The organism is Humibacillus xanthopallidus, assembly GCF_006716675.1.
Classification (GTDB): domain Bacteria; phylum Actinomycetota; class Actinomycetes; order Actinomycetales; family Dermatophilaceae; genus Humibacillus; species Humibacillus xanthopallidus_B.
In genome coordinates this window covers 681856-704541 of sequence record NZ_VFPM01000001.1, presented here as the reverse complement: position 1 = coordinate 704541, position 22686 = coordinate 681856, and the positions used below count along the sequence as shown (strand labels likewise).

The window sequence follows — 22686 nt, the reverse complement described above, 5'->3', positions numbered from 1 at the left end:
GATCACGGGCAGCTCCTGACGTGTGCGCCCATGAAACCACTTGGCCCACCGGCCTCGCCGGGCAGTCCGGCGCGAAGATCGCGCGAAGATCGCGCGAAGATCGACGGTTCGGCAACGATGTGGCACCGGCGGCGCACGGCTGCGTCTGGTGGTCCCGGCGGTGTCCTAGGCTCGGTGCGTGCCACGGTTGAAGCGAGCTCGTCGGGTCCTGATCATCGTCGCCGTCCTGCTCGTCATGGCGGTCGTCGGGGTCGGGGTGCTCGGCGTGTCGACCGTGCGGCAGAGCTTCCCGCAGACTGCGGGTGAGCTGACGATCGAGGGGCTCACGAGCAAGGTCTCGGTGCTGCGCGACGACCGCGGCGTGCCGACGATCTATGCCGACAACGCGAGCGACCTCTTCCGGGCCCAGGGCTTCGTCAGCGCGCAGGACCGCTTCTTCGAGATGGACCTGCGGCGCCACCTGACGGCCGGCCGCCTGTCCGAGATGGTGGGCTCAGCCGGCCTCGAGTCCGACAAGGCCGTGCGCACGATGGGCTGGCGCCGCGTCGCCGAGCAGGAGCTGCCGCGGCTCGCACCGGAGACCCGGCAGTACCTCCAGGCCTACGCCGACGGGGTCAACGCCTACATCCGCCAGGTCGAGTCGCCCGAGAAGATGTCGCTCGAGTACACCGTGCTCCAGCGCCGCAACCCGAGCTACCGCGTCGAGCCGTGGACGCCCATCGACTCGCTGGCCTGGCTCAAGGCCCTCGCCTGGGACCTGCGGGGCGACTACAACGACGAGCTGACCCGCGCCCGGCTCTCCCGCCGCGGCATCTCGCTGCGCCAGATCGCGCTGCTCTATCCGCCCTACCCCTTCGACCGCAACCAGCCGATCCTCTCGGGCGACGACTGGACGCCGGGCGCGGCGAAGGACTCTGCGAGCGACCAGGCGGCCTCTTCGGTGCCGGCCGCTCCCGCTGCCCTCACCGCCCTGCGCAGCGCCGACGGCGCCAAGGCGGTCGACGCGGCCGTCGCGGCCCTCGACGCGGCGCCCTCCACCCTCGGCCGGGGCGATGACATCGGCTCGAACTCGTGGGTGGTCTCCGGCTCGCGCACGACGACAGGCAAGCCGCTGCTCGCCAACGACCCCCACCTGGCGCTCTCGATCCCCGGCATATGGTCGCAGGTCAACCTCCAGTGCCGTCAGGTGACGCAGGCGTGCCCCTTCCGGGTGTCGGGCTTCACCTTCTCGGGAGTTCCGGGCGTCGTCATCGGTCACAACGAGCGCATCGCCTGGGGCATGACGAACCTGCGTCCCGACGTCACCGACTTCTACCTCGAGCAGGTCACGGGTGACACCTACCTTCGCGACGGTGAGCGCATGCCGCTCGAGAAGCGCGTGGAGACGATCAAGGTCGCGGGCGGCGCCGACGTCACCATCACGGTGCGCAGCACGGTGCACGGCCCGATCATGTCCGACGTCTCCGCCTCGGTCGATGAGGCGGGTGACCGCGTCGTCGTGCGCGGCGCACCTCAGTCCAACCGGTATGCCGTGTCGCTGGCCTGGACGGCCCTCACGCCGGGCACCGCCGGCGACGCGATCTTCGCGCTCAACAAGGCTGCGGGGTGGAACGACTTCCGCGCGGCCGCCGCGGAGTTCACCGTGCCCTCGCAGAACCTCGTCTACGCCGACACCGCGGGCCACATCGGCTACCAGACGCCGGGCCGCATCCCCGTGCGCCGCTCGGCGACGCCGGGCGCCCCGCCCGGCTACTGGCCCGCGCCGGGCTGGGACAGCCAGTGGGACTGGAAGGGGTGGGTGCCGGCTGCCGACCTGCCGCACACCTTCGACCCGCAGGAGGGCTTCATCGTCACGGCCAACCAGGCGGTGACGGCGAGCGCCAAGCCCTTCCTCACGACCGAGTGGGACTACGGCTTCCGGGCCCAGCGCATCCGCACCCTGCTCGCCGCGACGTCGAAGGTCTCGCCCCAGGACATGTCGGAGATCCAGGGCGACGTGCGCAACACCTACGCGCCGGGTCTCGTCGAGCGGCTCCTCGCCGTACAGGTCGACAGCTTCACCGCCCAGGCACAGCGCCTCCTGCGCGACTGGGACGGTAGCCAGCCCAACGACAAGTCGCGCGACTCCGCCTCGGCGGCCTACTACAACGCCGTGTGGAAGCACCTGCTCGACTACACCTTCGACGAGATCCCGCCGGACCTCGCGCCCGATGGCGGTAGCCGCTGGATGATCGTCATCGAGCAGCTGCTCAAGGACCCCAAGAACGAGTGGTGGGACGACAAGACGACTCCCGGACTCACCGAGGGCTCGGGCGAGATCCTCAAGCGGGCTCTCGTCGATGCCCGCCTCGACCTCGCCCGCGAGCTCGGCAAGGTGCCCGCGACGTGGCGCTGGGGCCGCCTCCACCAGCTCGACTTGCAGCACCCCGTCATGGGCGACGACTCGCTGCCGCAGGTCGTGCGCAGCATCTTCAACCGTGAGGACATCGAGCTCGGCGGCGGCAACTCCATCGTCAACGCCAACTCGTGGAACGCCGCGTCGCCGGGCTACGACGTCGTCGCGGGCCCGTCGATGCGCATGGTCGTCGACCTCGCCAACCTCGACGGTTCGCTCTGGGTCAACTCGACGGGGCAGTCGGGGCACACCTACTCCGACCACTACGCCGACCAGATCGACGCCTGGGCCGCGAACGAGACCTTCCCGTGGCCCTTCACCGAGAACGCCGTGCGCGAGGCGTCGTCCGACGAGCTGACGCTCGTGCCGCCCGGCGCTCCTGCCACCGGCTGACGTATGCCGTCCGGCCGGCTCCCGCGTCGGCCGTGCAGACCCGCGCGGCGTGCGGGCCGCCCTCAGCGGAGGCGGACGAGGCGGCCGGTCGTCGTGACGTAGGCGTCGACCGGCTGGTCGTGCTCGTCGAGGGGCAGGTCGAGCTCGCTCGCCTCGCCCTCGTGCAGCAGGGTGACGACGGGTGCGGCCGGGTCGCGGTGGGCGAGGGCGCGGTCGTAGCAGCCGCCGCCCTGCCCGAGGCGCGTGCCGTGCCGGTCGACGGTGAGGCCGGGCGTGACGACGAGGTCGCACCCCGCGAGCGCGTCGACGCCGAGCCAGCCCGAGCGCTCCGACGCGTCCGGCGGACCCTGCCGCCGCGTGACGGTGCCCTGGTCACCCACGGTCCCCCGGACGGCATACCGCCACTCGAGGGAGAAGTCGTCGAGCACGACGGGGACGATGACCTCGTGGCCCGACTCGAGGAGCCGCTCGACGAGGCGGCCGGTCGGTGGCTCGTCGGGCAGCGACTCGTAGACCGCGACCCGGCCGCCGTCGGGCACGAAACGGAGCACGGTCTCTGCGATCGCCTCGGCGGCCTCGGCGACCCCCGCACCGCCGTCGCGCCCGCGCAGCTCGACGGCCAGCCGGGCCCTGCGCGCGCGGGCGGCGTGACGCAGGTCACGCTTCGACGGGCCGCTCACGGGTCGCTCCTCGCTCTCACGTGGCTCCGGCCCATGCCGTCCATCGTAGGGTGATGGCCATGAGTGACCAGGGGCTGCGCGAATCCGTGGACCTGATGCGCCGGCGCGGCCTCGGGCCCGAGGCGATCAAGGTGTTCGAGTACTACTACGAGCAGCTCGAGGCGGGCGCGCAGGGCACCATCCCCGAGGACAGCATCGAGCCCCTCGGCGAGATCCAGGCCCTCGGCGAGGTGCAGGTCACCGACGAGGAGGCCCGGCGCGCGCTGTCGCAGACGGCGGTCATCAAGCTCAACGGCGGACTCGGCACGGGCATGGGCATGACCGGCGCCAAGTCGGCCCTCGAGGTGCGCGACGGCCTCACCTTCCTCGACATCATCGCGCTGCAGGTGCTGGCGCTGCGTGAGCGCTGGGGCGTCGAGCTGCCGCTCGTGCTCATGAACTCCTTCCGCACGTCGGAGGAGTCGCTGAAGATCCTCGCGAAGTACGACTCGCTCGCCGTCGACGGGCTGCCGCTCGACTTCATCCAGAACGCCGAGCCCAAGCTCACCCCGGGCGACCTCGTGCCGGTGAAGTGGCCGCAGGACCCCGAGCTCGAGTGGTGCCCACCCGGCCACGGTGACGTCTACGTCTCGCTCGTCACCTCGGGCGTGCTGGACTCTTTGCTGGAGAAGGGTATTCGCTTCGCCTTCCTCTCCAACTCCGACAACCTCGGCGCCACGTGCGACCCGGACGTCGCGGCCTGGATGGTCGAGCACGACGTGCCCTTCGTCGCCGAGGTCTGCCGCCGCACCAAGAGCGACCGCAAGGGTGGCCACCTCGCCGTGCGCAAGTCGGACGGGCGGATCGTGCTGCGCGACACGGCGATGGTCGAGGACGGCGAGGAGCGCTTCTTCCGCGACATCCGCCGCCACAGCACCTTCAACGCCAACAACGTCTGGATCAACCTCGAGGTCCTGCGCGAGCGCATGACGGCCCGCGAGGGTGTGCTCGGGCTGCCGATCATCGTCAACCACAAGACCGTCGACCCCGCCGACCCCTCCTCGCCCGAGGTCATCCAGATGGAGTCGGCCATGGGCACGGCCATCGAGGTCTTCGAGGGCTCCGAGGCGATCCTCGTGCCGCGCACCCGCTTCCGCCCGGTGAAGACGACGAACGACCTGCTCGTCCTGCGCTCCGACTTCTTCTCCCTCGACGAGAGCTACCACGTCGTCGCCTCGAGCGACCGCCCCGAGCCCTACGTCGACCTCGACTCCGCCTACCGCTTCGTGTCGGGCTTCGAGCAGCGCTTCCCGCAGGGCGTGCCCTCGATGCGCGACTGCACGAGCCTGCGGGTCATCGGCGACCCCGTCTTCGGTCGTGACGTCACGCTCGTCGGCGAGGTGCTCATCGACGGCTACCACCGGGTGCGCGACCACGCGGTGCTCGGCGAGCCGGTCCAACCGGAGCAGCCCCCGGCCCGCCCGACCCCGTCCGACGTGCGCACCGTCGACGAGCACCTGCGGGCGATCCTCGCCTCGCTCGAGCCGGCCCCGACGGCGCCGATCCCGCTCACCGAGAGCCTCGGGCTCGTCGTCGCGCGCGACGTGCGGGCGAAGGTGAACCTGCCGGGCTTCGACAACTCCTCGATGGACGGGTATGCCGTCGTCGCCGAGTCGCTCGAGGGTGCCGGCACCGAGCCGGTGCGGTTGCGCATCGTCGGTGAGGTCGCGGCCGGTGACGACCCGGGCTTCCGGGTCGACCCGGGCGAGGCAGCCCGCATCATGACCGGGGCCAAGCTGCCCGAGGGTGCCGACTCCGTCATCGCCGTCGAGGACACCGACGGGGCCGCCGAGGGCGAGGTCGAGTGCCGCGCCGCGGTGCGACGCGGACGCTTCGTGCGCCCACGCGGCGAGGACGTCGCCGCCGGCGCGGTCGTCGTGTCGGCCGGCGAGATCGTCGGTCCGCGCACGATCGCCCTGCTTGCGGCGTGCGGTCACGCCACCGTCGAGGTGCACCGCCGTCCCCACGTCGTCGTGCTGTCGACGGGTGACGAGCTCGTCGCCCCGGGCGATCCGCTCGGCCCGGCCCAGATCCACGACTCCAACTCCTCGATGCTCTGGGCGGCCGCGGTGGCCGCCGGTGCCTCGGCCGAGATCCGCACGGCTGTCGGCGACACCGACGAGGAGCTGCTCGAGGTGCTCGACGAGGTCGTCGGGGTGGCCGACGTCATCATCACGAGCGGCGGCGTCTCGATGGGCGCCTACGACGTCGTCAAGAGCGCGCTGCGCCGCGAGGGCATCGACTTCGTCAAGGTCGCGATGCAGCCCGGCAAGCCGCAGGGCTTCGGCCACCTCACCGGGCCGGAGGGGAGGCTCGTGCCGCTCTTCGCGCTGCCGGGCAACCCGGTGTCGTCCTTCGTCTCCTTCGAGGTCTTCGTGCGCCCGGCGTTGCGTCGCCTCATGCGGCTCAAGCCCGAGAAGCGCCGGCTGCGCGCCGCGAGCATCACCGCCGGGGTGCGCTCACCCGAGGGGCGGCGGCAGTTCGGCCGCGCCGTCGTGTCGCGTTCGCCCGAGGGCGAGCTGCTCGCCTCGCCGGTGGCCGGCCAGGGCTCGCACTTCCTCGCCGACCTGTCGCGGGCGAACGGACTCTTCGTCGTGCCCGAGGACATCACCGAGCTCGTCGCCGGCGAGCACGTCGACGTCATCCTCCTCGACGGCGAGGCCTGAGATGGGCGAGGTCGAAGGCCCCGGCGCCGACTCCACCGCCGGCACCGACTCCACCGCTGGCGCCGGCTCCGCCGTCGAGAGCCCCGGCGCCGAGACGCCCGACACCCCACGGCTGACGCATGTGCGCGCCGACGGCAGCGCGCACATGGTCGACGTGTCCGCCAAGGTCGTCACGGCCCGCGAGGCCAGCGCTGCGGGCCGGGTGCTGCTCAGCCCGCGCGCCGTCGCGGCCCTGCGTGGGGGCGACCTGCCCAAGGGCGACGCGCTCGCGGTCGCCCGGGTCGCGGGCATCCAGGCCGTGAAGCGCACCCCCGACCTCATCCCGCTCGCCCACCCGATCGCCGTGCACGGCGTGGCACTCGACCTGCTCGTCGTCGACGAGGGGGTGGAGATCACCGCGACCGTGCGCACCGCCGACCGCACCGGCATCGAGATGGAGGCGCTGACGGCGGTGAGCGTCGCCGCCCTCGCCCTCATCGACATGGTCAAGGCGGTGGACAAGCACGGTCGGATCACCGACGTCCGGGTCACCGCGAAGTCGGGTGGCCGCTCGGGGGACTGGCATGAGTAGGCCGCCCGTCCCCGGCCACGAGACCGCCCCCGGCTTCGGAGCCGGTCGGCGGGCCGTCGTCGTGACCGCGTCGACCCGGGCCGCCGACGGCACGTATGCCGACCGGTCCGGTCCCGTCATCGTCGACCGGCTGGTCTCGTGGGGCTTCTCGGTCGGTCACCCGGTCGTCGTCCCCGACGGCGACGAGCTCGGGCTCGCACTGCGTGACGCGCTCGCGAGCGAGCCGGACCTCGTGCTGACGACGGGCGGCACGGGGCTGACCCCGACCGATGCCACCCCGGAGCAGACGCTGCCGCTGCTCGACCGGCTCGTGCCGGGCGTCGCCGAGGCGATCCGGGCGGCGGGGGTCGCCAAGGGTGTGCCGACGGCCATGCTCTCGCGCGGTCTCGCGGGGGTCGCGGGCCGCACCTTCCTCGTCAACCTGCCTGGCTCACGCGGCGGCGTGGCGGACGCTCTCGACGTGCTCGAGCCGGTGCTCGGCCACGCGCTCGCGCAGATCCCCGGCAGCGACCACCGCAGCCACAACCCGTGAGCGCGGCCGCGTGAGGATGCCGTGGCGGCCGCACCGCGACGGGCAGGCTCGGTGGCCCGTCGTGCTGCGCGACGCCTCGGCGGAGCCGGCCATCGTGCTGCGCCCGCTCCGGGCCTCCGACGAGGCGGAGTGGCAGCAGGTGCGCCGCGACAACGCCCACCACGTGCAGCCCTGGGAGCCGACGCTGCCGCCGGGCGCCGAGCCCCGCACGCCCGTGTCGTTCCGCCAGTTCGTGCGCGACCTCGACACGGAGGCGCGGGCCGACCGCGCCATGCCGTGGGCCATCGAGGTCGAGGGACGCATCGTCGGGCAGGTGCACATCTTCGGCATCATCAGGGCGGCCCAGCTCTCGGGCGCCGCCGGCTACTGGGTCTCGCACGCGGTGACCCGGCGCGGCATCGCGAGCCGCGCGCTCGCGCTCGCCGTCGACCACGCGCTCGGGCCCGCGGGGCTGCACCGCATCGAGGTCAACATCCGGCTCGACAATGTCGCCTCGCTCGGCGTCGCCCGCCGTCTCGGCCTGCGCGACGAGGGCATCCGCGAGCGCTACCTGCACATCGACGGCGCGTGGCGCGACCACCGCTCGTTCGCCGTCACGACGGAAGACCTCGGTGGCTCGAGCCTCATGGCTCGTCTGTCACAGCCGTAACACCAGCCTCTTGCGCGACACGCACCCGATATGCATGGTGCGCCAGCGCCCCCGGCCTACCGTGGGGTTCGTGCAAGTGGGGAGCCTGATCTTCGTGGTGATCGTCGCGATCTGGGCTGCCTACCTGTTGCAGCACTGGGTCCGTCGCCGTGAGGACGCCGCCGCCACCCGCTCCGTCGAGGGCTTCTCCAAGGCGATGCGCGTGCTCGAGAAGCGCCCGCTGCTCCCGCAGACCGAGCTGCGCGCACCCCGCCCCAACTCGTATGCCGTCAAGCCCGCTGCCGCTTCCCGCGCCACCGTCGACGTCAAGCGCGCAGTGCCCGCGGGTGCCGCGCGGCCCAGCTCGCCCCTCGTCGCCCGGCGAGCGAGCGATCGCCTCGACGACCGGCGCGAGATCGACCAGCAGCATCCGTCCGACGCACACCGCGGTGAGGTGGATCGAATGCCCGTGTCCCACAGCCCATCACGTCGAGACCGAGCCCACCAGGGGCGCCCGAGCCGGCCGCACCGGGTCTCGATGGCCCAGCGCCGGCTGCGGGCCGCGCTGCTGCTGCTCGCGCTGCTCTGGCTGCCGGTGTCCATCGTGCTCGCCATCACCGGAGTCCTGCTCTGGGTCTCGGTGCCCTTCGCCTTCGTCACCCTCGTCGCGGTGCTCTACTGGCTGCGCACCGAGGCCCAGGCCGACCGCGCGCACCGGGCCGACCACCGTGCCGACCAGCGGGCCGACCGCGGCTCCGACCGGCGGCGCCCCGGCGGCGCCCCGGCACCGGTCCTGTCGAGCGAGGCCACCCAGGTCATCAGCCACCGCGCCATCGAGGAGGCCCGCCGGGCCGCTGATCGGGCGCGTCACCAGCAGGGCCGCCCGCAGCAGGTCGCCCACGCCGGCCCCGTGCAGGAGCCCGCGGTGGCAGCGGCTGCCGCGGCGACGGCATACGACGGCGTCTTCGACGTGCAGGCGGCCCAGACGGGTGGCGTGCACGTGCAGCCGGCAGCGGCGCCTGCGGCCGCGGAGGAGGTGCCCGGCAGCTGGAGCCCCGTGCCGGTGCCGGTGCCGACCTACGCGCTCAAGGCCAAGGCGGAGCCGCGCTACACCGACGACGGCATCCCGGCAGACGTCTTCGACACCCCGGAGTTCGCCGACGAGGCGGAGGAGCTCGACGACCGGGCGCTCTTCGCCCGGCGCGCCGTCTCCGGCTAGACCCCTGCACGACGAAACGCCCCGACGCCACACGGCGTCGGGGCGTTTCGTCGTCCCGGGGCGTCGGCCACACGGGTCGCAGCCTCAGGCAGTGGCCGGCGACCCGCCTTCATGGGCCCGTTCCTCGAGCTCGTGCTCGAGCTCTTCGCGGGACTCACCGATCAACAGGTGCTTGCCGACGGCGTTGATGACGGCGGCGAAGGGGACGGCCACGAGGGCGCCGACGATGCCGGCGGTGATGGAGCCGATGGCGATGGCGAGGATGACGGCGAGCGGGTGCACGCTCACGGCCTTGCCGAGCAGGAACGGCTGGAGCACGTGCGACTCGAGCTGCTGCACGCCGATCACGATGGCCAGCATGATGAGCGCGACGCCGAGGCCGTGCGAGACGAGAGCCAGCACGACCGCGACGAAGCCGGACAGCAGCGCACCGACGATCGGGATGAAGGCGAGCAGGAAGACGAGGATGCCGATGGCGAAGGCGAAGGGCACGCCCAGGATCGCCGCACCGACACCGATGCCGACGGCGTCGACGAAGGCGACGATCATCGTCGCGCGCACGAAGGCCGAGAGCTGGTCCCAGGCGATCACCGCGGACGAGTCGACGCGGTCACGCGCGGTGCGGGGGAAGAGGCGCACGACCCACGCCCAGATGCGCGGGCCCTCGTAGAGGAAGAAGAAGAGCGCGAAGAGCGAGATGAACAGGCCCGCGACGAAGTGGGTCGCCGTGAGGCCGAAGGCGGTGGCGGTGTCGCCGAGGTTGCCCGAGTTGCTGACCTTCTCGCGGATCGTGTCCCAGTAGCCGTCGAACTGGGCGTCGCTGATCTTGAACGTCGTGCGCACCCAGTCGCGGATCTGGGCCAGGCCGTCGGCGACCTGGGTCGTGAGGTCCGAGAACCCCTTCGTGAACTGGCTGCCGACGAGCGTCAGGAGCGCAGAGACGACGAGGATCGTGCCGAGCACGGTGAGGCCCGCCGCGGCGCCGGCCGGCATGACGGAGCGCAGCCGCAGCGCGACGGGTCGGAGTAGCGCCGTGAGCAGCATGGCGATGGCGAGGGGCACGATGACCTCGGACACCGAGCGCACGAGCAGGCCGAGGCCGAAGAGGCCTGCGGCGATGAGCAGGAGGCGCCAGGACCACTCGCTGGCCGCCTTGACGCCGTTCGGGACGGCCCCGATCCCCGTCGCCGGACGCTCCACGTCGGGAGCGGGGGCGGGCACGTAGTGCGACGTGTGGCCGGGCGCCGAGGCTTCGGCGTCGGGCACGTCTCGGCTGTTGTCGTCAGCCACGGTGTCGGTGGTGTTGTCGGTCACGAGGCCCACCGTATGCTGCCCGGTGGGGTCTGTGTCGCATGGCTCGGCTCTGTCGACGTGTTGGCGCTGTCGGCGCCCTGAGACGCTCCGGGCCGGTGACGGGCTGGCCGGTGATGTGCTGGGCCGGTGACGTGACGGGCGCGGCTGCGTAGGGTCGGAGGATGGAGCGCACGCGCGAAGACCTCGGCCCCGATCTCGCCGTCACCGGCTCGACGGGCTGGCTCGGCGGGCTCGTCGCCGGCGACCTCGCAAATCGCGGCGTGGCGCAACGGCTGCTCGTGCGCGACGCGTCCCGGGCGCCGGGCCTTCAGCGAGCGGCCGTGCGCGAGTGCACCTACGGCGACCGGGCGGCTGCCGAGCGGGCGCTCGCCGGGGTGCGCACGCTCTTCATGGTGTCGGCGGCCGAGCAGGAGGACCGGCTGCAGGAGCACCTCACCTTCGTCGACGCGGCCGCCGCGGCCGGGGTGGCCCACGTCGTCTACGTCTCGTTCTTCGGAGCCGCGCCCTCGGCCACCTTCACTCTCGCGCGTGACCACTGGGCGACGGAGGAGCACCTCAAGGCGTCCGGCATGGCCTGGACCTTCCTGCGCGACAACCTCTACCTCGAGTTCGTGGACGCGCTGGTCGGGCAGGACGGCGTCATCCGGGGGCCGGCGGGCGACGGACGAGCCGCGGTGGTCTCGCACGACGACATCGCCCGCGCCGCCGTGGCGGTGCTGCGCGACCCGGCCGCGCACGTCGGGCGCACCTATGACCTCACCGGTCCCGAGGCGCTGTCCTTCGCCGACATGGCTGCGGTCATCCGTGAGGTGACCGGTCGTGACGTCAGCTTCCACGACGAGACGGTCGAGGAGGCGTATGCGTCTCGCGCGGCATACGGGGCCCCGGACTGGCAGGTGGACGCCTGGGTGTCGACCTACACGGCGGTGCGCGCGGGCGAGCTCGACGGGGTGAGCGACGACGTCGAGCGCCTCACCGGGCGGCGGCCGATGTCGCTGCGCGAGCACCTGCAGTCGAAGCACAGCCAGCCCTGAACCTCCTTGGCCCCTCCCGTCACCACACCCTGATTCAAGGTGATGCCGGAGGTGGCGTGGGTGCGGCGATCACCTCGAATCGCGGGTCAGCGCACGAGGTCGGCGGTCTGCCGGGCGATCGCGAGCTCCTCGTTCGTCGGTACGACCGCGACGACGACCGGGCTGCCGTCGGGCGAGATGACGGCGGCGTGCGAGAAGCAGCCACCGCCGGCTTCGTTGCGATCGGGGTCGACGGAGATGCCGAGGCCCTCGAGACCCTCGGCGAGCGCGGCGCGCACCCGGGCGCTGTTCTGGCCGACGCCGGCGGTGAAGACGATCGCGTCGACCCGTCCGAGGTGGGCGAGGTAGGCGCCGACGTAGTGCGTGAGCCGGTGGACGAAGATGTCGAACGCCAGACGTGCCCCCTCGTCGCCGGCGTCGACCCGCTGGGCGAGCTCACGGAAGTCGTTGACACCGCTGAGGCCGAGCAGGCCCGACTTCTTGTTGAGCACGGTGTCGATCTCGTCGATCGACAGGCCCACCTGCCGCGCGAGGAAGGCGTGCAACCCGGGATCGACGTCACCCGAGCGGGTGCCCATGACGAGTCCCTGGAGCGGGGTGAGCCCCATCGAGGTCTCGATCGCCACGCCACCGCGGATCGCCGAGGCCGAGCAGCCGTTGCCGAGGTGGAGCACGATCTGGTTGAGCTCCTCGACGGGGCGGCCGAGCAGCTCGGCCGTCGCCTGCGACACGAAGCGGTGCGACGTGCCGTGGAAGCCGTAGCGGCGGATCGAGTGCTGCTCCGCGAGGTCACGGGGCAACGCATACGTCGAGGCCTCGGGCGGCAGGGTCGAGAAGAAGGCGGTGTCGAAGACGGCGACGTGGGGCACCGCGAAGTGGGCTCGTGCGGCCTCGATGCCGGTCACAGCCGCCGGATTGTGCAGTGGCGCAAGGGGACTCAAGGACTCGATGCGAGCGACGACGGCGTCGTCGATGAGCACCGGCTCGGAGAAGTCCGGACCGCCGTGGACGACCCGGTGCCCGACCGCCCGCAGCGGCACCGCGTCGAGGTCGACCCCGTCGGCGGCGAGCGTGGCTCTCATGGTGCGTAGCGCTGCTGCGTGGTCGGCGACATCGCTGCCGGGCTCGCCGATGCGCTCGATGACGCCACTCGCGCTCACCTCACCCGACTCGGGCACGAGCAGCTGGTACTTCAGCGACGACGACCCGGCATTGAGCACGAGCACGGGTCGAGCGGTCTGGTCGAGGCGGTCGTTCACCCGGTTGCTCCCTGCTTGCCGGAGGAGGAGAGGCTCTGTGCCTGCACAGCGGTGATCGCCACGGTGTTGACGATGTCGTCGACGAGGGCCCCGCGCGAGAGGTCGTTGACCGGCTTGCGCAGACCCTGGAGCACCGGTCCGATGGCGACGGCGTGGGCGCTGCGCTGCACGGCCTTGTAGGTGTTGTTGCCCGTGTTGAGGTCGGGGAAGACGAAGACGGTGGCCCGGCCGGCGACGTCGGAGTCCGGCATCTTGGCGCGACCGACGACGGGGTCGATGGCGGCGTCGTACTGGATCGGACCCACGAGCCGCAGGTCCGGAGCGCGCTCGGTCACGAGCTGCGTCGCGGCGCGGACCTTCTCGACGTCGGCGCCCGACCCGCTCGACCCCGTCGAGTAGGAGAGCATGGCGACGCGCGGGTCGATGCCGAACTGGGCCGCGGTCTGGGCCGAGGAGATGGCGATGTCGGCGAGCTGCTCGGTCGTCGGGTCGGGGATGACGGCACAGTCGCCGTAGACGAGCACCCGGTCGGCGAGGCACATGAGGAAGACGCTCGAGACGGTCCGCACGCCGTCGGCGGTCTTGATGAACTCGAGCGCCGGGCGGATCGTGTGGGCGGTCGTGTTGACGGCGCCGCTCACCATCCCGTCGGCGAGACCGAGGTGCACCATCATCGTGCCGAAGTAGGAGATGTCGGTGATGACCTCACGGGCGCGCTCGAGGGTCATGCCCTTGTGAGCCCGGCACTCGGCATACACCTGCGCGAAGCGCTCGACGAGCTCGGGGTCCGTGGGGGAGACGATGCGCGCGTCGTCGAGGTCGAGGCCGAGGGCCGACCCGCGACGGCGCACGGCGTTCTCGTCGCCGAGCAGGGTGAGGTCGGCGACGCCGCGCCGCAGCAGGATGTCGGCGGCCTCGAGGATGCGGTCGTCCTGGCTCTCGGGCAGCACGATGTGGCGGCGGTCGGAGCGGGCGCGCTCCATGAGCTGGAACTCGAACATCAGCGGGGTGCGCACCTCGGACGACGAGACGTCGATGGCGCGCAGAAGGGCGGACTGGTCGATGCGCTCCGAGAAGAGCCGCCGGGCGGTCTCAATCTTGTTGCGCGAGCTCGCCATCATCGGGCCGCGCACCTGCATCGCGGCCTGCGCCGTGTGCATCGTGTCCATGTCGGTGAGGGCGATCGGCAGGTCCTGCTGCACGCCGGACGTGAGCCGTGCGATCGTCTCGGGCATCTCGTAGCCGCCCGTGAGGATGACGCCGGCAAGGGTCGGGAAGGTCCCCGACTGGTGGGCGAGCATGAGGCCCGGCATGAGGTCGCTGCGGTCGCTCGGGGCGATCACCGTGACGTCGGTGCTGAGGCGCGAGAGGACGTTGGGCAGGCTCATCGCGGCGACGACGAGGCCGAGGCTGTCGCGGTCCATCCACGACTCCGAGCCGAGCACGAGGCGCGCGCCGACGGCCTCGGTGAGCGAGCGGAAGCTCGGGGCGGCGAGCAGGGCGTTCTCGGGGATCGCCGCGGTCACGGGCAGCGAGAGGCCGGCCAGCGCGTCGCTCGTCGCCTCGAGCTGGTCGGCTTCGACGCGGTTGGCGATGACGGCGACGGTGAGGGCGTGGTTGGCCCTGAGCTCGGTCAGGGCGCTGTCGGCGGCGACGCGCACCTGCTCGGGCGTGCGGTCGCGGCCGTGCACGACGAGCACGACGGGCGAGCCGAGGTTGCCGGCGACGCGGGCGTTGAAGGACAGCTCGGTGCCGGTCGAGACGTCGGTGTAGTCCGACCCGAGCACCACCATGACCTCGAAACGGCTCGCGAGCCGGCTGTAGCGCTCGACGATGAGGTGGAGCGCCTCGTCGGGGTCGACGTGCGCCTGCGCGTACGTGACGCCGAGCGCCTCCTCGTAGGTCTGGTCGGTGCCGGGCTGGGCGACGAGCATCTCGACGATGTGGTCGACCTCGTCGTCGGGTCCGGTGCCGCCGAGCGTCGTCAGCGGCCGGAAGACCCCGACCGACCCGACCTCGCGGATGAGAGCATCGAGCAGGCCGAGGGCCACGGCCGACTTGCCGGTGAGTCCCTCGGGTGACGCGACGTAGACACTGCGGCTCACACGACGAACCTAGCGGTCGGTGTCGCCGCGCGTCAGGAGGCGTCCGGTGTGCGGTGTCGTCAGCCGGGGCCGGGGTCGCGCGGCGGACTGGCCCCGAGCCGGTCGAGGAGCCGCACGGCGTCCCAGGGGGCGTGCCCGCGGGCGTCGTTGTCGAAGTAGACGTGGACGTCGTGCCCCTCGGCGAGCCACTCGCGGCAGGTCGAGGCCCAGCGGTCGAGCGACTCGTCGGTGTAGCCGCTGGCGTAGAGCTCGGTCTCGCCGTGCAGTCGCACGTAGCGGAAGTCGCTCGTCGCGTCGTGCATCGTGGGCCAGCGACCGGCGCTGTCGGCGACGACGATCGCGATGTCGTGCTCGGCGCAGAGAGCGCGGGCCTCGTCGGTGTCGAAGCTCGGGTGCCGCGGCTCGAGCGCGTGGCGCAGGGGCGCGTCGACCTCGCACGTCGTGAGGGTGCGGTCCTCGGCGAGCTTGTCGTCGTGGCGGGCGGCGAGCTCGGCAGCGGCGCCGGTCGAGCGGGGGAGCAGGTCGAAGAACGCGGCGAGCCGGTCGGCGTCGAAGCCGAGCCGCTCGGGCAGCTGCCACAGCACCGGACCGAGCTGGGGCCCGAGGGCCAGCACCCCGCTCGCGAAGAAGTTCGCGAGCGGCGTGTCCACGTCGCGCAGCGACTTCATGTGGGTGATGAAGCGACCGCCCTTGACGGCGAGGACGACGTCGGATGGCACGGCAGCGCGCCACGCGGCATACGAGCTCGGGCGCTGGAGGGAGTAGAAGGAGCCGTTGACCTCGATCGAGGTCATGCGCTCGGCGGCATACGTCAGCTCGAGCCGCTGGGGGAGGCCCTTGGGGTAGAAGTCGCCCCGCCAGCGCGGGTAGCGCCAGCCCGAGACGCCGACGAGTGCTCGTGCCATCACCCCACCGTAGGGCTCAGATCCAGCGGCGCTTCTTGAAGATGCCGTAGAGCGTGACGCTGACGAGACCCATGAGCCCGATCGCGAAGGGATAGCCGAACTGCCAGTGCAGCTCGGGCATCGCGTCGAAGTTCATCCCGTAGACGGTGCCGATGAGGGTCGGGGCGAAGAGGATGGCGGCCCACGCCGAGATCTTCTTGACCTCCTCGTTCTGGTCCATGCTCGCCTCGGTGAGGGTCTTCATCTCCTCGTTCTGCTTCTGGGCGACGAGCGTGGCGTTGACGGTGAGGATGTCGCGGAGCAGGTGGCGGAAGCCCTCGACCTGCTCGCGCACCTGGGTGAGGTGGTCCTCGACGTCGCGCAGGTAGCGGCGCAGCTCCTCGTCGGTGCCGTACTTCTCGAAGCCCGCCGACAGCGACTGGATGACGGTCGCGAGCGGACGCACGGCGCGCTCGAACTCGATGACCTCGCGGCTCAGCTCGTAGATGCGGCGCGACACGGCGGGGTCGCCGCGGAAGACCTCGGTCTCGATCTCGTCGATGTCGTTGTGCAGGCCGCGGACGACGGGCACGTAGCCGTCGACGACACGGTCGAGGATGGCGTAGAGCACCGCCTCGGGACCGAGGGCGAGCAGCTCCGGGTCGCTCTCGAGGCGGCGGCGCACGGCGGAGAGGTCGGGCGCCTCGCTGTGGCGCACGGTGATGACGAAGTCGCTGCCGACGAAGAGGTGGACCTCGCCGAACTCGACCTCCTCGGACTCGTCGAGGTAGCGCGCGGCCCGCAGGACGACGAAGAGGGTGTCGCCGTAGCGCTCGAGCTTGGGTCGCTGGTGAGCGACGATGGCGTCCTCGACGGCGAGCTCGTGGAGGTCGAATTCCGCTGCGAGAGCGGCGAGCTCGTCCTGCGTCGGACGGTAGAGGCCGATCCAGCCGACGGCGCCGGTCTCCTCGCGCAGCCCCCGGAAGGTCTCGGAGAGGGTGGCCGGCGAGGCGGACCGTCGCCCGGCGACATAGATCGCGCTGTCGACCATGCTGGCGCCGTCGCGGCCGCGCCGAGGCACGACGGCGGTGACAGGCGGGTGAGTCGGGCTGGTGGGCACCGGTCGTCGCACGCGGCCGGCGAGGGTGCGGATCGGGTTGCGGGGACGCTCGGACATGACGACTCCCTGGAGGGACGAAGGGGCACGCGGTCATCACGACGAGAATCGCCGCGAGCCCCCACGGGGAGTCTCGAGCGGTCAGCTCTCGTCGGGCGTATGACTAGGAGGCTCGCCGCACATGGGGCCCACCTCCTGCCGCTGCTCGTCCATCCGTCGCACGACGAGCCCGTATGCCGTCGCCTCGGGGAGTGTAGACGCGCTGGCTGGGGGTGGTCCATCGCCTCGTGCAGCTCGGTGTTCACCTGACGCATGCCCCTGGCCGACGGCTCTGGTTGGGTGGTGGGAGTCGACGAACAGGCGCAGGCTGGAAACATGTCCACCGAAAGCCCCGCCGAACGAGATGTCTCTGCTGGCCAGCCCGCACCGGTTGGGTCGACGTCTGATCCGGACCCGTTGGGCACGCACACCCCAGATCTGGGCGCCACGACGACCCTGAAGTCGGGGGCGCTCTTCATGGTCACTCAGACGACAGGTGACGTGCCCGCACAGTCGGCGCGCACCGGTCACCACGGGCTCGGGATCTACTTCCACGACACGCGCTACCTCGACGAGAAGCGGATGCACGTCAACGGTCGACCGATGACGCTCCTCTTCGAGTCTGCCGACCTCGGCGACCGGTGCACCCGCGAGCTGACCAATCCGGAGCTTCCGGTCGATGGCGGCCGCGGGATCGTCCACAAGGAGACCATCGGACTGCACGTGGACACCTCGCTCGACGGGCAGGTTCGCGAGGTGCTGACCTTTCGCAACTTCTCCCGAAGGCCACTCCAGATCACGGTGACGTTGGGTTACGGCTCCGACTTCGATGACATCTTCACCGTGAGGGGCATGGCGCCGGGAGCCCGCGGTCGCGTGGAAGAACCGCACGTCGAGGGGGGAAGCGTCCGTCTCAGCTACAGCGGGGCAGATCATCATCGTCGGACCACCGAGATCACCTTCGACCCGCCTCCCACTCATCTCAGTGGAAACTGCGCAACGTTCCACCTCGACCTTCCTCCGGGCGCTGCGCCCCGGACGGTCGACACGGTCTACCGGCTGACCGACCAACCCATGGGTGACGGACAGGACGGCCTCGAGGTCTCGCCGAACGCAGGCGAGAACGTCTCGGTCGAGGACTCGGAGCATCTCGGGCTGCCGCGGAGCGAGGTGCGGATGAGGACGAGCAACGAGCTGTTCAACCGAGTCATGAGACGGTCCTTCGTCGATCTGGCGATGCTCGAGACACGGCACGGTGACGACCGCTTCTATGCGGCCGGAGTCCCGTGGTACGTCGCACTCTTCGGGCGCGACTCGATCATCACCGCATTGGAGACGCTCGCCTTTGCGCCAGAGGTCGGTCGGGCGACGCTCGACCTGCTGGCCCGCTACCAGGGCCGGGAGCGAAACCCGGCCCGGGACGAGGAGCCCGGCAAGATCCTGCACGAGCTGAGAGTGGGGGAGCGAGCTCGGCTCGGTGAGGTGCCCTTCACGCCGTACTACGGCTCGGTCGACGCGACGCCGCTGTTCCTCGTGCTGTTGGGGGAGTACCTCCAGTGGACCGGCGACCTCGAGTGCTTCACGGCGCTGCGGCCGCACGTGGACGCCGCCCTGGACTGGCTGGAACGGCAGGCCGACCCGGATGCGGGCGGCCTCTTCGAGTACGCGTGCCGAGCCAGTGACGGTCTGGTGAACCAGGGGTGGAAGGACTCCTACAACGCCATCGTCGACGCTGACGGCTCACTGGCCAGATCACCGATCGCGCTGGCCGAGATGCAGGGGTATGCCTTCCGGGCGTTCCGAGCGATGGCCAACGTCTGTCGCGTGGCGGGGGACGAGGACAGGGCGACGCGTCTGGAAGGGCGAGCCGAGCAGCTGAGGGAGACGTTCGAAGAGTCGTTCTGGAGGCCGGACCTGGGCAACTATGCCCTGGCCGTCCACGGCCCTCCCGGGGCGAGGCGCGTCGCCGAGGTCGACGCGTCCAACCAGGGGCAGGCCCTGTGGGGCGGTATCGTCGCCGCGTCGCATGGGGCCGCAGTGCGCGACAGCGTCATGGACCCGAGACGGCTGAACGCCGGCTGGGGAGTGCGAACGCTGTCGCAGGAGGCTGCGGCGTACAACCCGTTCGACTACCAGACGGGGGCGGTCTGGCCCCACGACAGCGCGATGGTCGCTGTGGGTCTGCGTTCCTACGGCTTCGACGACGATGCGCTCGAGATCCTCACCGGCCTCTACGAAGCGGCCACCAGGTTCGATCTCTACCGCCTGCCCGAGCTGTTTGCCGGCTTTGACCGAGCGAGCTACGGCCGACCCGTGCGGTATCCCGTCGCCTGCAATCCCCAGGCGTGGGCGTCCGGCAGCCTGCCCTATCTCCTCACAGCCGTCCTCGGGATCGTCCCCGACGCCTTCGCGGGCACGCTGCACGTCATCCGACCGCGGTTGCCCGGATGGCTCGACTGGGTAGAGATCAAGAAGCTGAAGGTCGGTGCGAGCCAGGCCGACCTGCGGTTCGAGCGCTCGGGGGACCTGAGTCTCGCTGTCGTCACCTCCAAGGCACGAGACCTCCAGGTGATGATCGAGTACTGAACCTGTATCGCGCACGTCTCGGGGACCAGACTCAAGGCAGCCGCCTGGATGGAGTCAGTGAACCCATGAGGATCGCCCAGATCGCCCCCCTGACGGAGCCAGTGCCACCGGAGATGTACGGCGGGACGGAGCGCGTGGTCTCGCTGCTGACCGAGGTCCTGGTGTCTCGCGGCCACGAGGTGACGCTCTTCGCCAGCGGAGACTCGCGGACCGGAGCGCGCCTCGTGCCGGTGATCGCCGAGGCGTTGCGGCTGGGATCGGAGGAGGTGGATCCCCACCTCTATCTCATGCTGGAGCTGGGCATGGTCTTCGACGAGGCCGAGGCATTCGATGTCATCCACAGCCACGTCGACTACTTCGCCTTCCCCTTCGCTCGCCTCGTCAGGACGCCGGTGGTGACGACGCTCCACGGCCGGCTGGACCTCCCCGGGCTCGCGGCCATCTTCGGACGGTACAGCGAGGCCGAGGTCGTCTCGATCAGCGACAGCCAGCGACAACCCCTCCCGGGGTCGAACTGGGCCGCCACCGTCTACAACGGGACCGACTTGGCGCGCTTCACCTTCAACGAGACCGGTGGGGAGTACTTCGCCTTCGTCGGCAGGATCTGCCCCGAGAAGAACATCGAGGGTGCGATTCGCATCGCCCGTCTCACCGGTGTGCCCCTCCGGATCGGCGCAAAGGTGGACCCCGCTGACGTCGACTACCACGAGTCGGTGATCAGGCCGCTCATCGACGGCCGGGACGTCGAGTACCTCGGCGAGCTCGGCGACGAGGAGAAGAACGAACTACTCGGCTCGGCCCACGCCCTTCTCTTCCCGGTCGACTGGCCGGAGCCCTTCGGCCTGGCGATGACGGAGGCGATGGCCTGCGGCACGCCCGTCCTGGCACTGCGCAGGGGATCGGTGCCCGAGGTGGTCGAGGACGGCGTCACCGGCTTCGTCCGGGACTCGGAGGAGGAGCTGGCCGAGGTCGCCGGCGCGGTCAGCCGCCTCTCGCGCCGTGCCTGCCGCGAGAGGGTTGAGCGCCTGTTCAGTGTCGACGTCATGGCCGACGGGTACGAAGCCGTCTACCGGGCACTCAGCCGCTGACCCCGTCAGCCCTTCCTCGGTCGTCCGACCTGCTCGTCACGCCCTGAGGTCAGCAGCAGTCGATCCGGGGCGACTGCGCGTCGCAGCAGTCGCGAGGTCCGAGCTCGCTGAGGGCCATGCCGATGACGACGAGGAGGCCACCGATCCACCCCCACAGGCCGATTCCGCGCTCACCCAGGGCGAGGGCCAGCACGGCGGCGAAGACCGGCTCCATGGTCATGACGACCGCCGCGGTGGTGGCGCTCAGCGCGCTCTGCGCCCAGGCCTGCACGCCGAAGCCGATGCAGGTGGCGACCACGCCGAGATAGGCGACGGCGCCCCAGCCGGACGACGTCCGGGGGACGGCGACGCCCCCGGTGAGGCCGGCCACGAGGGCGCAGAGGAGGGCCGCGGTGGTGACACTGACGCTGGTCAGGGCGTAGGCGTTCTGGCGGGTGGCCCACTGGCTGAGGCCCGTGATGTGCAGGGCGAAGAAGGCTGCTCCTCCCAGGGTCAGCACGATGCCGACGGGGGAGGGCAGGCTGACCCCGCCGGTCAACGCAGCGAGGCCGACCGCGGAGAGGCCGACGGCGGTCCAGCCGCTGCGACCGACTCTCTCGGCGAAGAGGAGAGCGGCCACGAGCGGCGTGAGGACCACTGCTGCGCCGGTGAGGAAGCCGGAGACGCCGGCCAGGGTGTGCAGCAGCCCGGTGGTCTGGAGCAGGAAGCCTGCTGCGAGGAAGACTCCCAGGGCCGTGGCGCGCCCGACGTCGGCGCGGGCCAGCCCGCGTGGAGCGGTCGGGCGAAGGAGCAGGAGCGCCGCCGCAGCGATGCCGAAGCGCCAGGTGAGGAACGACGCCGGAGCCAGCTCGTCGACCGACTCCTTCGTCACGACAAAGGTGGAGCCCCACACCGCGGTCGCGGCCAGCAGCGCGGCGGTGGCAGGCGCCGCTCTCCGGCCGGCCGCGCCCGAGCGGCCGGCCGGACTGCGGTGCTCCTGCGTCGGGCTTCGACTCATGCGGTGCGCCTCGGGGCTGGGCGGTGGTCCCGGTGTCCTGTCTGCTCTCGGTCTACCGGCCCGACGCCCGCGCCCGTCAGGGTCGAAGGTCCGGACTCTCGTGCCCGGGCTGGTTGCCGTGCTCGTGTCCGGGCTGGTTACCAGGCTCGTGTCCGGGCTCGTCGCCTCCGGTCAGGTCAGGAGCGGGCGGGGCTGCCGATCGTCAGGGGCTGCGGCCCGCTCGACTGCGTGCCGCAGCAGGAGTCCCCCTCGTCGGTGGGCTCCGCGCGGAAGGTGGGGCTGTCGGCGAGGACGGTGTAGACCTCCCACCGCTCGCCGTCGGGAGCGCCGTGGACCCAGAACTTGTCCTGCGTGGCATAGCAGCAGGTGGTGCCGCGCTCGTCGACGGTGGCCATGCCGTGTCCTGCGAGTCGGGTCTGCTCCGAGTCGACGGTGTCGACGTCGGCGACCTCGACACCGAGGTGGTTGAGGCTGCCGCCCTGACCGGGGTTCTCGATGAGCACGAGCTTGAGCGGCGGCTCGGTGACGGCGAAGTTGGCGTAGCCGGGGCGGATCTTCGCCGGCTCGGCGCCGAACAGGGCGGAGTAGAAGGCGATCGAGGCGTCGAGGTCATCGACGTTGAGGGCGAGCTGGACGCGGCTCATGAGGTCTCCTCTGAAAGGGATATCGATGGATGTTGATGTCTTGCTGGAGTCGACATTGCCGTATGCATCGACATCTGTCAATATCGATGGGTGTCGAACTCCCCTTTCCTGACGCTCAGTCCCGTCGAGGCCGTGGCCTGCTGCTCCCCGCTCAGCCGGGAGCCGCTGAGCCCGGAGGCAGCCGAGGGGATCGTGCCGGTGCTCAAGGCGCTCGCCGACCCGGTCCGCCTGCGGCTGCTCTCGCTCGTGGCCTCGCACGAGGGGGGTGAAGCCTGCGTGTGCGACCTCAACGACGCCTTCGAGCTGTCGCAGCCGACGATCAGCCATCACCTCAAGGTGCTGCACGAGGCGGGCCTGCTCGAGCGCGAGAAGCGCGGCGTGTGGGTGTACTACCGCTCGAGCCCCGAGTCCATGGCGGCGCTCGCGGCGCTGATCTCGGACACGGCTTCGCAGACCCCGGCGGTCACGCCTCGCCGGTGACAACGTCATGAACGTC

18 protein-coding genes are annotated in these 22686 nt (G+C 71.3%); 10 read left to right on the top strand and 8 right to left on the bottom strand.

Annotated elements, in window-relative coordinates; translation table 11 throughout:
* The first annotated feature begins 178 nt into the window (after positions 1-178).
* Positions 179-2788, top strand: a complete 2610-nt coding sequence (locus FBY41_RS02940; RefSeq protein ID WP_311769350.1) for a penicillin acylase family protein — start codon at positions 179-181, stop codon at positions 2786-2788.
* A 62-nt stretch (positions 2789-2850) separates the two neighbouring features.
* Here FBY41_RS02940 and FBY41_RS02935 read toward each other — a convergent pair whose 3' ends face one another.
* Entirely contained in the window at positions 2851-3468 is a 618-nt protein-coding gene (locus FBY41_RS02935) for a 5-formyltetrahydrofolate cyclo-ligase (RefSeq protein WP_141841909.1), read from the bottom strand.
* A 59-nt stretch (positions 3469-3527) separates the two neighbouring features.
* On the opposite strand from FBY41_RS02935, the gene FBY41_RS02930 reads away from it, so the two are divergent.
* The 5 genes from FBY41_RS02930 (at position 3528) to FBY41_RS02910 (ending at position 9123) form a co-directional block, all read left to right on the top strand.
* Positions 3528-6173 carry a UTP--glucose-1-phosphate uridylyltransferase gene (locus FBY41_RS02930; protein WP_141841908.1) on the top strand — a complete coding sequence of 882 codons (2646 nt, stop codon included), beginning with the start codon at positions 3528-3530 and terminating at the stop codon, positions 6171-6173.
* 145 nt (positions 6174-6318) lie between these two features.
* Positions 6319-6744: a cyclic pyranopterin monophosphate synthase MoaC gene (gene moaC, locus FBY41_RS02925; RefSeq protein WP_260439628.1), complete on the top strand. Its 426-nt coding sequence runs from the start codon at positions 6319-6321 to the stop codon at positions 6742-6744.
* Positions 6737-7276 (top strand): MogA/MoaB family molybdenum cofactor biosynthesis protein, encoded by a 540-nt coding sequence (locus FBY41_RS02920; RefSeq protein ID WP_141841906.1) that lies wholly within the window; start codon positions 6737-6739, stop codon positions 7274-7276. Before moaC ends, FBY41_RS02920 begins: the two co-directional genes overlap by 8 nt.
* A 16-nt stretch (positions 7277-7292) precedes the next feature.
* The gene (locus tag FBY41_RS02915; RefSeq protein ID WP_141841905.1) at positions 7293-7925 is read left to right on the top strand and encodes a GNAT family N-acetyltransferase; all 633 of its coding nucleotides are present in this window, start codon (positions 7293-7295) and stop codon (positions 7923-7925) included.
* 70 nt (positions 7926-7995) lie between these two features.
* Positions 7996-9123, top strand: coding sequence for a hypothetical protein (locus FBY41_RS02910; RefSeq protein WP_141841904.1), 1128 nt, complete (start codon positions 7996-7998; stop codon positions 9121-9123).
* Between the two features lie 84 nt (positions 9124-9207).
* On the opposite strand, the gene FBY41_RS02905 is transcribed toward FBY41_RS02910, so the two are convergent.
* On the bottom strand, positions 9208-10437 hold the full coding sequence (locus tag FBY41_RS02905; RefSeq protein ID WP_260439525.1) for an AI-2E family transporter: 1230 nt from the start codon (positions 10435-10437) through the stop codon (positions 9208-9210).
* Between the two features lie 161 nt (positions 10438-10598).
* Between FBY41_RS02905 and FBY41_RS02900 the strand changes: the two genes are divergently transcribed.
* Positions 10599-11471 (top strand): SDR family oxidoreductase, encoded by an 873-nt coding sequence (locus FBY41_RS02900; protein WP_141841903.1) that lies wholly within the window; start codon positions 10599-10601, stop codon positions 11469-11471.
* Between the two features lie 86 nt (positions 11472-11557).
* Here the strand turns inward: FBY41_RS02900 and FBY41_RS02895 are convergent, their stop codons facing one another.
* Genes FBY41_RS02895 through corA form a run of 4 tightly spaced genes read right to left on the bottom strand, consistent with a single transcriptional unit; the run spans position 11558 to position 16896 of the window.
* The gene (locus FBY41_RS02895; RefSeq protein WP_141841902.1) at positions 11558-12730 is read right to left on the bottom strand and encodes an acetate kinase; all 1173 of its coding nucleotides are present in this window, start codon (positions 12728-12730) and stop codon (positions 11558-11560) included.
* Positions 12727-14835 (bottom strand): phosphate acetyltransferase, encoded by a 2109-nt coding sequence (gene pta / locus FBY41_RS02890; RefSeq protein WP_141841901.1) that lies wholly within the window; start codon positions 14833-14835, stop codon positions 12727-12729. Before pta ends, FBY41_RS02895 begins: the two co-directional genes overlap by 4 nt.
* Before the next feature lie 59 nt (positions 14836-14894).
* Positions 14895-15740: a DUF72 domain-containing protein gene (locus FBY41_RS02885; protein WP_141841900.1), complete on the bottom strand. Its 846-nt coding sequence runs from the start codon at positions 15738-15740 to the stop codon at positions 14895-14897.
* 16 nt (positions 15741-15756) lie between these two features.
* The gene (gene corA / locus FBY41_RS02880; RefSeq protein ID WP_141841899.1) at positions 15757-16896 is read right to left on the bottom strand and encodes a magnesium/cobalt transporter CorA; all 1140 of its coding nucleotides are present in this window, start codon (positions 16894-16896) and stop codon (positions 15757-15759) included.
* Between the two features lie 252 nt (positions 16897-17148).
* On the opposite strand from corA, the gene FBY41_RS02875 reads away from it, so the two are divergent.
* Together FBY41_RS02875 and FBY41_RS02870 are read left to right on the top strand one after the other, a co-directional pair.
* The gene (locus FBY41_RS02875) at positions 17149-19461 is read left to right on the top strand and encodes an amylo-alpha-1,6-glucosidase (RefSeq protein WP_141841898.1); all 2313 of its coding nucleotides are present in this window, start codon (positions 17149-17151) and stop codon (positions 19459-19461) included.
* Positions 19462-19526: 65 nt separating this feature from the next.
* Positions 19527-20549, top strand: coding sequence for a glycosyltransferase family 4 protein (locus FBY41_RS02870; RefSeq protein WP_141841897.1), 1023 nt, complete (start codon positions 19527-19529; stop codon positions 20547-20549).
* 49 nt (positions 20550-20598) lie between these two features.
* Here FBY41_RS02870 and FBY41_RS02865 read toward each other — a convergent pair whose 3' ends face one another.
* Together FBY41_RS02865 and FBY41_RS02860 are read right to left on the bottom strand one after the other, a co-directional pair.
* Positions 20599-21546 carry a DMT family transporter gene (locus FBY41_RS02865; RefSeq protein ID WP_141841896.1) on the bottom strand — a complete coding sequence of 316 codons (948 nt, stop codon included), beginning with the start codon at positions 21544-21546 and terminating at the stop codon, positions 20599-20601.
* Positions 21547-21722: 176 nt separating this feature from the next.
* Entirely contained in the window at positions 21723-22190 is a 468-nt protein-coding gene (locus FBY41_RS02860) for an ArsI/CadI family heavy metal resistance metalloenzyme (RefSeq protein WP_141841895.1), read from the bottom strand.
* Between the two features lie 90 nt (positions 22191-22280).
* Between FBY41_RS02860 and FBY41_RS02855 the strand changes: the two genes are divergently transcribed.
* Complete coding sequence (locus FBY41_RS02855; RefSeq protein ID WP_221629195.1) at positions 22281-22670, top strand: ArsR/SmtB family transcription factor; 390 nt, start codon at positions 22281-22283, stop codon at positions 22668-22670.
* Positions 22671-22686: the final 16 nt, after the last annotated feature.

Bases quoted from the DNA above. Each gene is read 5' to 3' on its own strand.
- FBY41_RS02930 (WP_141841908.1), top strand. From the start codon at position 3,528: ATGAGTGACCAGGGGCTGCGCGAATCCGTGGACCTGATGCGCCGGCGC.
- moaC (WP_260439628.1), top strand. From the start codon at position 6,319: ATGGTCGACGTGTCCGCCAAGGTCGTCACGGCCCGCGAGGCCAGCGCT.
- FBY41_RS02920 (WP_141841906.1), top strand. From the start codon at position 6,737: ATGAGTAGGCCGCCCGTCCCCGGCCACGAGACCGCCCCCGGCTTCGGA.
- FBY41_RS02915 (WP_141841905.1), top strand. From the start codon at position 7,293: ATGCCGTGGCGGCCGCACCGCGACGGGCAGGCTCGGTGGCCCGTCGTG.
- FBY41_RS02900 (WP_141841903.1), top strand. From the start codon at position 10,599: ATGGAGCGCACGCGCGAAGACCTCGGCCCCGATCTCGCCGTCACCGGC.
- FBY41_RS02885 (WP_141841900.1), bottom strand. From the start codon at position 15,740: ATGGCACGAGCACTCGTCGGCGTCTCGGGCTGGCGCTACCCGCGCTGG.
- corA (WP_141841899.1), bottom strand. From the start codon at position 16,896: ATGTCCGAGCGTCCCCGCAACCCGATCCGCACCCTCGCCGGCCGCGTG.
- FBY41_RS02875 (WP_141841898.1), top strand. From the start codon at position 17,149: ATGCCCCTGGCCGACGGCTCTGGTTGGGTGGTGGGAGTCGACGAACAG.
- FBY41_RS02870 (WP_141841897.1), top strand. From the start codon at position 19,527: ATGAGGATCGCCCAGATCGCCCCCCTGACGGAGCCAGTGCCACCGGAG.
- FBY41_RS02865 (WP_141841896.1), bottom strand. From the start codon at position 21,546: ATGAGTCGAAGCCCGACGCAGGAGCACCGCAGTCCGGCCGGCCGCTCG.
- FBY41_RS02860 (WP_141841895.1), bottom strand. From the start codon at position 22,190: ATGAGCCGCGTCCAGCTCGCCCTCAACGTCGATGACCTCGACGCCTCG.